Raw genomic sequence first — 13,326 nt, 5'->3', positions numbered from 1 at the left:
GGTAGCGCCAAAATCGTCGCAGCAAACCGGATATCCCAGGCAGGACCGTCGCCCGCCGGACGGAATCTGCAGATCCTCCGTCAGAACGAGGACCTCAGGTTCACCGCTCATGCCGTTCCCCCACGCTGTCTGTAGCCGTAAAGACCGCAGCGCTGCATTGTAGCGTAAACCTCCTCGATGCACTAGTTGTTGCTGGTCATTAGGTTATTGACGGTTGTTGGTCGGGCCGGACCTCACCGGTGGTGATGCCAAGCGCGATCAGCTTCTCAAGGGCCTTCGCCGCTTCGGATTCGTCGATGTTGATCGACGCGCCGAGCGCCGGGGCAGCAGCCTTCGCCGCGGCATTCTGCGCTGTGACGCGGATGACCTCCAAAAGGAAACCCGCCAGCGCTTCCAAGGGCGTGAGTTCTTCGTCTTGCGCGCGAGCGAGCGCGCGGTGAGCTTCCGCGATCATCTGCTCGGTGTACTCCGAGAGCACGGCTGCAACGAGGTCAACTTTCGTCGGGAAGTGCCGGTAGAGCGTCCCGACGGCGACCCCTGCCGCACTGGCGATGGCCTCCATGCCCACGTCGGGGCCGTGCAGTCCGATCTGCGAGCGGGCCGCATCCAGGATCTTTGCCACCGCCCGGAAGCTGCAATCGCTCGGGTTCACTGTGTACGGCGCAGCCCGTCGCGTGGAACGGCTCGAAAAGCTCGCGAAGGACGGCATCCGCCCGCTGGCAATGGATGTCACGGACGACCAGTCCATGCAGGACGGTATCGCGCGCATCATCGAAGAGACCGGCCGCATCGACGTGCTGGTCAACAACGCCGGTTACGGTTCCTACGGCGCGCTCGAAGATGTCGAGATCGGCGAGGGCCGCCGCCAGTTCGAGGTCAACGTGTTCGGCGCGATCCGCCTCGCGCAGCTGGCGCTTCCCCACATGCGTGCACAGCGCTCCGGGACGATCGTAAATATCACCTCCATGGGAGGCAAGCTCCACACCCCACTTGGCGGCTGGTATCACGGGACAAAGTTCGCCCTCGAAGCGCTCAGTGACTGCTTGCGAATCGAGGTCGCTCCGTTCGGAGTCGATGTCGTCGTCATCGAGCCCGGCGGCATTGCCACTGAATGGGGCGGTATCGCCGCCGACCACCTCGACAGCACCGCCGGGTCCGGCGCGTACAAGAAGCAGGCGGCGGCAATGGCGAAATCCCTGCGATCCGAGGCGAACGCGAACCGCAACTCGCCGCCCTCCGTGATCTCCGACGCCATCGGCAAGGCCGTCACCGCAAAGCGCCCCAAAACCCGCTACGCCGTGGTTTCCCGGGGGTTCACGAAATCTGAAGCCCGGATTGACGGGAACTCAAGCGATTGGGCCTGAGTGTACGGGGTCTGACACCGTGAGTTGGCTCGACGCGTGGTAGCCACGAGTGCTCAGGGGAGGCGCGGACGCGAATCCCTCAGCCAAGACCGATACGTCCGACACGCTAAGCACATGCTGCGGGAGGAGTTAGATCAACGTGGATAAAAAGAACAAATCCTTCTCCCCGTACTTCACGGAGTCTGACGCCGAGCAGGTCCGGGCAGCGTTCCTGGTTGCCGGTCACCTCGAAGGACATACGTCCATCACGGAATTCATCGAGGCAGCAACCATGCGCGAAGTCAGGCGCCTGCAGCGCAAGTACAACGCCGGCAAGAAATGGCCGGGCGTCCCGGCCGGAGCACTCCGTCGCGGACGACGCACCAGGGAAGAAATCCGCCGGCAAAACGCCGAACCGACGTAGTGAATGCCTTCTAAAAGCTGCCATTCTGACGCCATCCTCTAGAAGTTTGATGTCTTCAATGCGCTGCATCAATGTGATCGGCCGCTCCGTCTGGCGGTTAATTCCGACACTGGACCAGCGGTTAGAGCCTCGGGTGAGAACGCCTGGCCGTGACGTCGGGCAATCCTGACGAAGGTCAGAAAATCGCCACGGAAGACCTGCATGTGAGCTACCAAAGCCGTGGATTCCTGGCACTGGACCAAACAGTTGGTATTTGGGTTGACTCGCGTCTATTTCCGCTTTGGTGAACATTACAGTTTTTGTCATGCGTGGAAGCGGATAAAAAGCTTGCTTACTATTCGCGGGTAATTTAGCCTCGTCCCATCATTGGTCTCGAGGCTTCGGGCTTTCGTGCATGGGCGGCCCTGCGGTCTGTTTCGTAGAAAGTTCTGTGGGGGATGACTATTGTCCGGAGCCGGCGCAAGCCTGCCTTTTTCCAGCCCGTTTCCGTCGGTTTCCTGACTTTAAGGATCCTTATTGCCGCGATTGTCGCGGCCGCGCTTGGCGTGTACGGGCTCAGCGCCCCGGCATTCGCCGCCCCCGCTTCCACAGGTTCGGGGCCGCTTGCGTCTTCGTCGGTCCGGGCGCCGGCGCTGGCGCCGATGCAGTCCACCCCGTCGGTGCAGGCCGGTGTGTTCGTCCCGGTGCAGGGCAGGGCGGTGGATACCCGCAGCGGCCTGGGCGGGATCACCGGACCGGTGGCCGCCGGCACCTGGTACCCGTTCCAGATCCTGGGCCAGGCCGGGGTCCCGGCCACAGGTGTCGCCACGGTCCTGGTGAACCTGACGATCGTGGGCGGCACGGCACCGAACGCCGCGCAGCTCGTGCCGAACTCGGGCCGCCACCATGAGACCACGGTGCTGTTCTCTGGTGCCGGGGACACGATCTCGAATTCGGCCGCGATCGCGGTCGGCAGCGACGGGAAGCTCGCTCTCTACTCCAGCACTTCGCAGCAATTCATCGTCGACGTGCAGGGCTATTACACCTCGGGCAGTACGCCGGCCCCGGGCGGCTTCGTGTCCGTGCCGACGTCCCGGGTGATCGACACCCGCGACGGGACCGGTTTTCCGGCCGGTGCCTGGACCGGGACGGCGGTCAAGTCCGTGACGCTGAAGAGCAAGGGCGGTGTCCCGGACACGGCGGGGGCGGTCTTCGCCAACATCACGGTCATCAGCACCGACGCGTCCAACCCTGTCTTCGCCACGCTTCCCGGGGACGGGTTCGCCCAGGGCGGTAACCCCGGGACATCGATCAATTTCCGCGGCAACCAGACCACCGCGATCGGCGCGGTCCTGCAGATGAATGCCGCAGGCGTGGTGGACATCAAGCATTACATGTCCGTCACCCCGGGGGTGAACGTGCTCATCGACATCCAGGGCTATTTCGACGGGCAGGTCTCCACGAGTTCCTTCACGACGGTCGAGTCCCGGATCTATGACTCCCGCGTGGCACCGAATACCGCGATCCCCGCCAACACCACGGTCGAGGTCCAGATCGGCGGGGTCGGGGGCCTGCCCGCGGCCTCGCCCAATGTCGCCGGCGTCATGATGAACATCACCCCGCTCTCCACAGGGTTCGGGTAACTGCGCGTCTGGCCTTCGGATGAGGCCGAACCGAACCTGAGCACCGTCAATTACAGTTCGGACTCCGCCTCGAACGTCGTCGTGGTCCGGCCCAGCGCGAGCACGGGCAAGATCAAAATCTTCAACTCGGGCGGCAGTTCGGTGAATGTCATCATCGACTCCCAGGGCTGGTTCGCCAACGCCAACCTTCTGCCCCCGGTAACCGCCAACGGGACCGGTTCCGGTTCCCGGGGCAGCGCCTCCATGATCACCCACAGCCTCAGCGATTCCTCCGCTCTCGCTCTGAACCCGACCAGCGGCAACGTCGTGCTCACCGGGCAGCTGTTCAACATCCGCGGCATCGGCCAGGACGTGAACGTCGCCTGGCGTTACAACAGCAAATACGACCAACGGCCCACCCTGTCCATGGGACGGCTGGAGAGTGCGCTGCGGATCGATCCGGCCACCTCGAACGTGATCTACACGGCCCCGGACGGTGGCTGGTACACCTTCGTCCTCTCAGGCTCCACCTACACGATGCCTCCGGGACTGAACGCCTCCCTGACCAAGATCTCCACCGCCGAGTACCAGCTGCGGTTCAACGACACCGGCATCACCAACGACTATCAGTCCGACGGCATCAACTTCACGCTCTTGGACTCGTTCGATGCGAACATCCTCAACCCGAACGTCGTGGACTACTACTACAGCAACGGGCTGCTCACCCAGACCTCGGACACCCAGGGCCGGTTCATCACCTACGCCTACAACGACCCCAACAACCTCAACCAGCCCTCGGCCATCACCGACAATTCCCTGAACCGGACCGTGAACATCGAATACGGCGGCGGGACGGGACGGATGTCCAAGATCACCGACGCCACCGGCGCTGTGACCACCTTCGCCTACACTAACGGCAAACTCACCTCCATCACCGACGGCCGCACCAACACCACCGTCCTGGCCTACGCGGCCGACAATTGGGTCTCCACCATCACCTACGGCTCCGGTTCGTCCGCAGCGGCGACCTGGACCGTCAGCCACAACGCCGACTCGTCCCTGTCCTACCTGACCGACCCGAACAGCAAACAGGCCACCTACACCCTGGACAGCACCAAGACCCGGGTCCTGACCACCACGGACCCCAACGGACACACCGCCTCGGCCACCTTCGACGGTCACGACAACCGCCTCACAACCACCGACGGGCTGGCCCACACCACCACATCCACTTTCGATGCCAACAACAACCTGACCAAAATCACCTCCCCGGCTGTCGGCACAGCAGGCGCGGAGGTCTCCTTCGCCTGCCCCACAGCTACCGGCGATCCGCTGCTGAACCACCGGCCCAACGGCACAACCAGCACCGAAGGCAACACCAGCACCATCCAATACGACGCGAACACCAAGTACCCGTCAAAGATCCTGACCCCCGGCAACGCCGGCGGCACCCCGCAACGCTTCTACCAGGCAGACGCGCTCGGAACCACCTGTGGCGCCAAGCCCGGCGAGTTGTGCCGCTCCACGGACGGCAACGGCAACACCACCACCTACGGTTACGACACCGCCGGAAACCCCGTCACCGTCACCCCGCCGCTTCCACTGGGGGCGACCACCTACACCTACGACGCGGCCGGGCGGGTCGCCACGAAGAAGGACGGCAACAACCAGACAGCGACCTACAGCTACGACGCCAACGACCGGCTGACCCAGATCCGGTTCGGCACCACCTGCGTCGCCGCGACCTGCGTGGCCTACACCTACGACGCCGACGGGAACCTCACCCAGCGGGTCGACGCCGCCGGAACCACCACCTACACCTGGGACGCCCAAAACAGGGCTCTCACCAAGACCATCGGCGGGACCACCACCACCGTCACCTACGACGGCGCCTCGAACATCCTCACCTTCACGGACCCGACCGGGACCGTGGGATACGCCTACGACGCCGCGAACCGGCTCGTGTCCCTTGCCGAGCCCGGCGGATCCTGCCCCGCCACGCCCGCCTACCCGAACAGCACCAAATGCACAGGATTCGGCTACGACAACAACAACCGCCGGACCACTACCAGCTACCCGAACGGGGTCACAAACACCACCGTCTACGACAACGCCGGCCGGACCACCAGCATCACCGCCAAAAACAGCGGCGGCACCGTGCTGGACTCACGTGCCTACACCTACACGCTCAACGGGACCAAGGACGGTGCCCTCCGCAAGACCATGACCCCTAACGGCAGCCTCGCCACCACCTACACCTACGACCCGGTCAACCGGCTCACCTCCGCGGTCACCGGAACGTCCACCGAGACCTGGGCTTACGATTCCAACAGCAACCGCACCCAGGCCACCAAGACAGGTGCCGCGACCGTGTACGCAGCGTTCAACGCCGCCGACCAGCTCTGCTGGACCGGGGCCAGCACTGGAACCTGCACCACAGCACCCACCGGCGCAACCAGCTACGTCTACGACGCCAACGGCAACACCACCACAGCCGGCGCCGCCACCCAGGCCTACAACACCTTCGACCAGCTCAGCAGCTACACCTCCGGCACCACCACGAACTTCAGCTACGCGGGTCCACGGAACGACGAACGCACCACCGCCGGTTCAACCAGTTTTCTCAACGGGACCATCGGCATCAGCCAGCAAACCACCGCAGGAGGGAACACCTCGTTCATCCGCGACCCGCAGGGTAACTTGATCAGCATGCGGACCGGCGCCGGGGCCAGCTTCTACTACACGATGGACGCTCTCAGCTCCACATTCCTGCTCACCGATAGCACACAGACCGCAGCCGCAAGCTACGCCTACGACTCCTGGGGAAACACCACCGCCACAGGCGCTCAAGCCGCCACCAACCCCTGGCAATACGCCGGAGGCTACAAAGACACTACCGGCTACACCAAATTCGGCGCCCGCTACTACGACCCCACCACCGGCCGCTTCACCCAACCCGACCCCTCAGGACAGGAAGCCAACCGCTACGCTTACGTCGGCTGTAACCCCATCAATGCCACAGATCCGACAGGACTTGACGGATGGGACTGCGTGATCGGCTGGGGGCTCACCGTGCTCGGCACCGGATTTCTTATCGCCGCTGCCTTCACAGTCCCAGTCGCCACGCTGACCTTCGGATTAACTGCGGTGGCTTACCTTGGGGGCCTTTGGACGGCAGCACGTGCCTGCGGGACCATATAGGGAAGGACGAGCCCATGATAATTTGGCGAATCGGATGGGGGCTGATGTGTGCGCTTAGCATCTTCCTCTTCCTCAGAAATGATGCCTTGGACATCAGGATCGCCTGCGCTGTCGTCCTGGTTATATCAGTGATCATGGTCTTTAGAGGTCCAGGGAAGCGGGATAAACCTGATCGGCGAGGAACACGAAAATGATCTACCGACCCTGAACGGTGGAACGCCATTTAGAATGGACGCTTCTGAGGAAGTCCAAAGTACTTTGAATCGCTGCAATGATATCCTGTCACGCCAGTCTTTTTGTCTTCCTCCTTGTGCTCGCCACCGGGCGCTTTGAACTGATTTATGCCCCGGATTCCCACTGGTCCTTGGCGTGGTTATTTTGCTGATTAAGCCCAGACCAGATCGAAGAGATGGTTTGGCTCAGCTGTGTTCTACGCTTTCGAAGCCAAGTCCGGACAGACTCCTGGCATGATTGCTGAGTCCCGGGCTCAGTAGTCTGGAGGCCGACCGAGTGCGAAAAGCTTTGAACAGGGGAGTAGGCGCCGAAGGCCTTCGTTAGTTCTGCAGGCGCGGTGGAGCTAGCCCGGCAGGGAAGGTCAGGCGTTAGAGTTCCGGGTGGGTCAGGACGAAGGAGTAACGGCTGGCGCCGGCGATGCTGAGTCCGAACAGGTCGCAGAGGCGGCGGAGGTCGCCGCCGCTTGCGTGCAGTTCGTGGAGGATCCGGTCTTCGCGGGCTTCCTGAGGCGTCATGCCCATGGAGGTGGTGATCCATTGGACGCCGACCGGGGAGGTATCGAGCGCGGTGCGTCTGCTGATGAATACGTGGGGGTTTCTGGTCATGGGCCAGCGGTGTTCCCGGTAGGACAGCCAGGCAGCCAGGCGGTCCCGGACCGGCTGCGGAAGCGGGATGGTGCGGTCCTGGAGGTGGAGGCGCCCGTCGTGGATGTCGGTCAGTTGCAGCTTGCGCAGCTGGCCGGATCGCAGCCCGTGGAAGGCCACGATCGCTGTGAGGGCGGCCCGGGCCGGGTCCTCGGAGTTGAACGCTTCGCGCAGCACGGCTGCGGGCATGGGCATGGGGTGTCGGGTTTCGTGGGTGCCGGTGCGTATCCGGCCGATCGGGTTGAAGAAGATGACGCGGTGGCTTTTGAGGACGCGGAACAGGCAGCGCAGTCCCTGCCCCATTCTGGCGCGGGGGTTGCCGGAGCCGGGGAGGACATCCCTGACGTCTTCCGTGGTGAGTTCGCGGAGGGTGGTGTGTCCGGACGCAGCCCAGGCGTGCAGGGCCGGCAGGGACCAGCGCAGGTACAGGCGGATGGTTTGTTCCGACCGGGGCTTGCTGCGGGGAGGGGTGCTGCTGCCATTGGTCATCACCGCGTACCAGCGGCTGAGCTCGCTGCGCATTTGTTCGGGCAACTCTGCGACGGCGGTGTTGAACCACTTGTCCACGGCGGGTTCGCGGTCGTCCTCGAGCAGGCCTGCTGCCGCACACACTTCCAGCAGCCGCAAGGTATTGGTTCCGATTTGCTGCAGGCCGAGGATGTCGGTGGCGCGCAGGGGCGCGCCTGGTGTGTCTTGCAGGCCGAGGGCGATGGTGAGTCCGCGGCGGGCGCCCTTGGTTGCAGTATGGCTCCACCCGTGCTTTTGGGCGTGGCCGATGAGGAACTCCTCCAGGAAGGCGGCCATTGCCGGTTCGGCCGGAGCGGGGAACCCGTGGATTCGGCCGTTCTTCACGTCGCGCGTTGCGGGGAACAGTACGAGCTGGCGGTGGGTGACAGCCGTGAAGGTCGGGACCGGTTCGGTAGCGGGTTGTGTTCGGCGTTGCCGCCGGGTGCCGAGCCGTTGCCCTGCACTGGCGTGGCGGAGGTTGGCCAGGAACAGCTGCTGGCCGAATCTGTTGGCTGCCAGCAGGTCGGCTCCGTTTTTCCTCCCTCCGGCGGCGATGAATTGGTTCCAGCAGAGCCGGCACGCCTGATCGTCATTGACGGCAACCACCATGCCGCAGGCCCGGCAGGTTCCTTCGGCGTACTTTTTTCGCCAGAACTTGCAGGCCTTGCAGAGCCACTGGTTGATCCTTCCCACACCCCAGGCGTGGCAGTCCCTGCACGAGGACACCGGTTGAGGTGCGCTGCGATGGCAGCGGTCACAAAGCCCTGCGGAGTAGTAGCCATCAGTGCGCGCGCAACGCCGGCACGGCGGCGGGACGAACGGGCCGCCGGGCATGCAGTCGTAGCAGAACTTCGTCCGGCGCGGGTAGCTCCATGCGACCGGCTGCAGGCCACAGACGCTGCAGGGGCGCGGCTCGCTGGATCCCCTCACGCCGGAGGTTTGGAGCGGTTGCGCCCGAGCCGGGGAACCACCGCCGGCGGGGCTCCGGCTGATGAGGCTTCGGCCAGCTTCGGGCGTGCCGCGGCAACCTTCTCAGGTTCGCATATCAGCAGCTCCGTGGGTGAGCAGTTGAGCACTGCGCAGATGACGTCGAGGTCTTCGAGCCGGATCGTGGTCGGTGTCCCGGTCCAGAGCCCGGACATTTTGCCCGTGCTGATCTCCAGGCCGGCATCGGCAAGCCGACGACGCAGCTCTGTCGATTTCCAGATCCCGCGCTCCGCGGCGACCATTCGTAGATTCCAACGCATTGTGTCACTCTCCTGTCAGCCGGGCAGCCACGCGTTCGTTCGCGACCGCCCAGGCATGGTCGACGTGGTCGGCATGGACGTGGATATATCGGGTGGTGGTCGACAGCCATTCATGTCCGAGCAGTTCCTGGACCGCTTTCAGGTCCAAGCCCCGAGCATAGAGGGACGACGCGCAGTAGTGCCGCAGTCCATGCGGACTCAGCCGTCCCTGCCACGACGGCAGCCAACGCTGGACCGCGTCGGCCAGCCCGTCCCGCAGCGCATCATCACCGGCCCGTGCGCGGCCTCCGGTATGCCGATCGCGCCGCTCACTCGGAAACAGCGGCGCGTTCGGATTCAGGTAATCATCGCCGAACTGGTGGCGCACGTCCGTCAACCACCACTCCAGCAACGTGTCGACGGAATTGATCGCAGGAACAATGCGCGGTTTCGGGCCGCGGCCGCGGCTGCCCTTCCCGAACCTGACATGGAGCTTGCCGTGCTCACCGAGATCGGGGCGCCAGTCCTTGATATCGAGCATCACCGTCTCGTTGATCCGCAGCCCTGCGCGGCGCCACAACGAGGCCGCAAGATAATCGCGGGCAGCGGGCAGGTACTTTCGTGCATCGGGCAAAGCATCACGCCACTGCGTGAAGAGAGCCTCAACCTCCGGGTCGCTGGGCGGGATCCGGGTAGCCACGAACGACGAGCTGGAGGGGCGATTGAACTCGTCAATAGGCTGCGTGACCACGTATCCGGTCAGGGCATGGATGTCACCCTGATATCGGGCGATCAGGAAGTCGAAGAACCTGGCAAGCGTACCGGTCTTGCTTTCCCGGGTGGACCGCGCTTGTTGCCGTTCATGCCGCAGATGGGTCAGGAACCGGTCGGCATCAGACGGCGAGGCCGTCCAAAGAGGCTGCCCAATGAAACGGGCGAACTCAAAGATCACAGAACGCTCGGTCCTGACGAATCCGTCCGTGACGCCCGAGCCGATTTGGGCAAGGGCAAACTGATCGACCAGTTCCTGTTCAAAGTCCTCCTCGTCCTGGGACGAACGCAGAGCCCTGCTGAACCCGATGGAGCGGACGGAAGCAAGCACCATCACGCGTCCCTGGGTTCGACAATACTCCGCACTGATCATGAATATCACGGAAGGTTCAGGAATCATGAAAATATGTCAAACATCTGCACTAGGTCCGAAGCGGGGGAGATTGGCGTATATCCGCGCGGAACATGACCGTCTGTTCTTCCGTGAGAACTGACGGGATTCGGGATAGGATTCGGCGCGAAACCGCTCATCGCCGCCCGCAACATTCTCTCCGATCGCCAGTTCGACGCGCTGATCACGCGCGCCACCGGCCTGCCACGCGACTGAGCTTGCGTGTCCCGGCAACGTCTCGGTCATTCCCACCCCGGACACACACTCGAGTACCCAGGAGCACGGCCGACAAGATGACGCACAAGAACGCGCCGCTGACTCCCGAGGGTCGCAAGCGCCTTGTCGAGCGCTGCCGCACCCGGCCGATCGCGCACGTGGCCGCCGAGATGGGCATCCCGCGGGCCACCGCGTCGAAGTGGGTGACCCGCTATCGGAAGTTCGGCGAACTCGGGCTGCTTGACCGCTTCCCGCATCGCCTTCGAGCTCCGCGAGAACGGAACCCGAGCCAGCCGGCGCACGATCACCCGGCACCTGACACTGCTCGAATTGAACCGCCGCCGGTTCATCGACCCGAGCGGCGAGACGAACCGGGCGGCCAAGACGATCGTTGCCAAGCATCCCGGTCACATGATCCACCTGGACGTGAAGAAGGTCGGGCGCATCCCCGACGGCGGCGGCTGGCGCGCGCACGGCAAGACAGCCCCGAGGCCAAGGCCGCAGCCCGCGCGAAGACACGCGGGGGCGCGAGCCGGTTACGCGTACCTGCACTCCGCGATCGACGGGCACACGCGCCTGGCAAACATCGAGCCGCTCGAGAACGAGCAGGGTCCCACCGCCGTCGCATTCTTGAATCGCGCCCGCGATTGGTGCGTCAAGCACGGGATCGTGAAGATCGAGCGGATCATCACCGACAATGGCTCCTGCTACCGCTCCAAAGCGTTCGCGGCTGCCCTGGATGGTGCCGAGCATCGGCGGACGAAGCCGTACACGCCCAAGCACAACAACGGGTTCTGCGCTTCCAGGCTCAATATGGTCGAGGCTGCATAGATAATTGTCCTGGGCGGACCGTGGCGTCGCCCGAATTGGAGTTGGTGACATGATTGCGGAGATCGTTATTCAGGTGGTCGTGGAGCTGATCCAGGGATGGTTCGATGGGCGGGCGACGCCCCGCGTCCGAGTCTTGCGGGCGCTGGATCTGTCCAGGAAGTCCAGCCTGTCGCGCCAGCAGAGAGAATTCGGGGAGATGTGGCTCACTTACGGATTGGGGCATCTCCCCGACCTTGGGCTTGAACCCCGGGCCAGGGAGATTCGGGAAGGGTTGATGCGTGTTGAACGCTTCCCCTGGGAGGGCAGGTAGCGTTCTTCGGATGGCCTGTAGACCCGCCGAGTTTCTAGGGAAGAATCTGTTCAGGCGGTGAACTGAGGTACGCGAGACCGCCGGCCGGCGTTGGCTCGTGTTGGAACTGTGCCAACAGCTGCTCATGAAGCATTTCCCGGAGGATTACGAGCACTGCGGAGGCGGCTTCGGAGAGGGGATCATGATTGGCCGTGCACAATGCGATTTTGCTTTGCAGTGACGGACTGACGATCCGATGGGAGGTGAAGCCCTGCCCCGGGAACAGAGCCTCGACGGCCGACTTGGGGAGCACAGTGGCTCCGAGGTTGGCGCGGAGGAGACTGCCCAATGACGGTAGTGAGCCGACCTCCCCGACGAGGCGCAGGTCGAGGCCCTTTTCACGCCATACCTTTTCCACCAGCTGTCGGATCGTGTGATCGCGGCCGGGAAGAAACACCTCCACTTTTGAGGCTTCTTCTGCCGTGACTGTTCCATCTTCCTGGGTGGCGATCTCTACAGCCGGGTTGGTTACCAGGTGAAGGTCCTCGACGATCATGGTGGTAAAGCGAACCCCACGGGCTTCGCTTGGCTCATAGATGAGGGCCATGTCGAGCTTGCCGCTTTTCACCGCTTCGCTCAATGCCCCGCCGACGCTCTCTGTCAGGTGAAGCGAAATGTCGGGGTAGCGCTTCCTTACCTCTTGGACGATTCGCGGTGTGAGGCTCGGGACGATGCTATCTGGCGCGATGGCGATTGAAACGTGGCCTGACGGTGCGCCTCCGGCTTTGGCTATGTCTTGCCGGGCTTCCTCGACCAGGCGAAGAATCGTCTGGGCGTGGCGGTAAAGGGTGTGGCCGGCAGCGGTCGGCTCAATGCCTTGTTTGCTGCGAATAAGCAGCCGCTGTTTGAGTTCTTTCTCAAGGACTGAAACCTGTTGACTGAGCGCCGGTTGGGCGACGTGGAGAGCCGATGCGGCCTTCGTGATACTTCCGGCGTCCACGATCGTGACAAAATACTCCAACTTCCGCGTGTCCACAGTTCCCTTCCTTGAACAGCCGATTGGCGGCCAGCTGGCCCATTGGCTAGCTGGCCGCCGCCTGTCGCCATCGTGATGGTCGACTATGGCTCACGCCGAGGAGTATCCGTTACTTCTCTGCGCCCGGCTTAGCTGCTAGATCATGCGTTGTCATGCTCCTACTGTCGCGGCAGCGACRGCGGCGTTCTCCTGCTCGCTCTGGTGCACCTCGTCGAGTTCTTTCAGGGTGTACTTGCCGGTTTCCTTGGCGGTGAGCGCGGCGATTCCGGCGAAGACCATGAATCCGAGTGCGACCATGGACGGGCCGACCCAWCCCTTGAGGTCGGCGCCGGCGAGGGCTGTCGAGAGAACGGGGCCGATGACACCCGAGATGGCGAAGCCGATCTGGGTGCCGAGGGCGAGCCCGGAAACGCGCAAGCGGCCGGGGAACATCTCAGCGAAGAACGAGGGCCAGGACGCGTTGACCATCGAGTAGAAGAAGGCGTAGTTGATGATGCCGAACAGGAAGATCAACGCCCAGTTGCCGGTGGTGATCGACCAGAGGTAGGGCACCATGGTGATGCCTACGCCGATGGTTCCGCTGAGGAACATGGTCTTGCGCCCGATTTTGTC

General features: G+C 63.5%; 11 protein-coding genes and 1 pseudogene. 6 read left to right on the top strand and 6 right to left on the bottom strand.

What is annotated here, in order from left to right; all coding sequences use genetic code 11:
* Window positions 1–199 precede the first annotated feature (199 nt).
* Complete coding sequence (locus E1809_RS23105; RefSeq protein WP_165962475.1) at window positions 200–622, bottom strand: TetR/AcrR family transcriptional regulator; 423 nt, start codon at window positions 620–622, stop codon at window positions 200–202.
* Here E1809_RS23105 and E1809_RS23100 point away from each other — a divergent pair.
* The 4 genes from E1809_RS23100 (at window position 552) to E1809_RS23085 (ending at window position 6,569) form a co-directional block, all read left to right on the top strand.
* The gene (locus E1809_RS23100; protein ID WP_308166911.1) at window positions 552–1,364 is read left to right on the top strand and encodes an oxidoreductase; all 813 of its coding nucleotides are present in this window, start codon (window positions 552–554) and stop codon (window positions 1,362–1,364) included. The two genes, E1809_RS23105 and E1809_RS23100, sit on opposite strands and share 71 nt — an antisense overlap.
* Before the next feature lie 139 nt (window positions 1,365–1,503).
* Window positions 1,504–1,767 carry a ParB family protein gene (locus tag E1809_RS23095; RefSeq protein WP_133206587.1) on the top strand — a complete coding sequence of 88 codons (264 nt, stop codon included), beginning with the start codon at window positions 1,504–1,506 and terminating at the stop codon, window positions 1,765–1,767.
* A gap of 437 nt (window positions 1,768–2,204) precedes the next feature.
* The gene (locus E1809_RS23090) at window positions 2,205–3,389 is read left to right on the top strand and encodes a hypothetical protein (protein WP_133206586.1); all 1,185 of its coding nucleotides are present in this window, start codon (window positions 2,205–2,207) and stop codon (window positions 3,387–3,389) included.
* 81 nt (window positions 3,390–3,470) lie between these two features.
* A complete protein-coding gene (locus tag E1809_RS23085; protein ID WP_235835745.1) occupies window positions 3,471–6,569 on the top strand; it encodes an RHS repeat-associated core domain-containing protein in 3,099 nt (1,032 codons plus the stop codon).
* Window positions 6,570–7,171: 602 nt separating this feature from the next.
* Here the strand turns inward: E1809_RS23085 and E1809_RS23080 are convergent.
* From E1809_RS23080 to E1809_RS23070, 3 genes are all read right to left on the bottom strand, one after another.
* On the bottom strand, window positions 7,172–8,647 hold the full coding sequence (locus E1809_RS23080) for a hypothetical protein (RefSeq protein ID WP_133206585.1): 1,476 nt from the start codon (window positions 8,645–8,647) through the stop codon (window positions 7,172–7,174).
* Window positions 8,648–8,880: 233 nt separating this feature from the next.
* Window positions 8,881–9,183 (bottom strand): helix-turn-helix domain-containing protein, encoded by a 303-nt coding sequence (locus E1809_RS23075; protein WP_235835744.1) that lies wholly within the window; start codon window positions 9,181–9,183, stop codon window positions 8,881–8,883.
* Between the two features lie 22 nt (window positions 9,184–9,205).
* The gene (locus tag E1809_RS23070; RefSeq protein WP_133206583.1) at window positions 9,206–10,285 is read right to left on the bottom strand and encodes a tyrosine-type recombinase/integrase; all 1,080 of its coding nucleotides are present in this window, start codon (window positions 10,283–10,285) and stop codon (window positions 9,206–9,208) included.
* A 350-nt stretch (window positions 10,286–10,635) separates the two neighbouring features.
* Between E1809_RS23070 and E1809_RS23060 the strand changes: the two are divergent.
* Both E1809_RS23060 and E1809_RS23055 read left to right on the top strand, forming a co-directional pair.
* Window positions 10,636–11,344: pseudogene (locus E1809_RS23060) on the top strand (DDE-type integrase/transposase/recombinase); the annotation flags it as partial.
* Between the two features lie 94 nt (window positions 11,345–11,438).
* The gene (locus tag E1809_RS23055; protein ID WP_133206581.1) at window positions 11,439–11,699 is read left to right on the top strand and encodes a hypothetical protein; all 261 of its coding nucleotides are present in this window, start codon (window positions 11,439–11,441) and stop codon (window positions 11,697–11,699) included.
* Between the two features lie 34 nt (window positions 11,700–11,733).
* On the opposite strand, the gene E1809_RS23050 is transcribed toward E1809_RS23055, so the two are convergent.
* Together E1809_RS23050 and E1809_RS23045 are read right to left on the bottom strand one after the other, a co-directional pair.
* Complete coding sequence (locus E1809_RS23050; protein ID WP_133206580.1) at window positions 11,734–12,714, bottom strand: LysR substrate-binding domain-containing protein; 981 nt, start codon at window positions 12,712–12,714, stop codon at window positions 11,734–11,736.
* A 150-nt stretch (window positions 12,715–12,864) separates the two neighbouring features.
* Window positions 12,865–13,326 (bottom strand): MFS transporter (locus tag E1809_RS23045; protein ID WP_165962474.1); only part of this gene is annotated, 462 nt, incomplete at its 5' end.

The sequence above is a fragment of the Arthrobacter terricola genome, assembly GCF_004354015.1.
GTDB classification, from domain to species: domain Bacteria; phylum Actinomycetota; class Actinomycetes; order Actinomycetales; family Micrococcaceae; genus Arthrobacter; species Arthrobacter terricola.
Note: the sequence above shows the minus strand (reverse complement) of the source record. Positions and strands in the feature narration are given on the sequence as shown.

What these genes read in the sequence shown, in the direction of transcription:
- E1809_RS23100 (WP_308166911.1), top strand. Translation starts at nt 552, where the DNA reads ATGGCCTCCATGCCCACGTCGGGGCCGTGCAGTCCGATCTGCGAGCGG.
- E1809_RS23070 (WP_133206583.1), bottom strand. Translation starts at nt 10,285, where the DNA reads ATGGTGCTTGCTTCCGTCCGCTCCATCGGGTTCAGCAGGGCTCTGCGT.
- E1809_RS23090 (WP_133206586.1), top strand. Translation starts at nt 2,205, where the DNA reads ATGACTATTGTCCGGAGCCGGCGCAAGCCTGCCTTTTTCCAGCCCGTT.
- E1809_RS23055 (WP_133206581.1), top strand. Translation starts at nt 11,439, where the DNA reads ATGATTGCGGAGATCGTTATTCAGGTGGTCGTGGAGCTGATCCAGGGA.
- E1809_RS23075 (WP_235835744.1), bottom strand. Translation starts at nt 9,183, where the DNA reads ATGGTCGCCGCGGAGCGCGGGATCTGGAAATCGACAGAGCTGCGTCGT.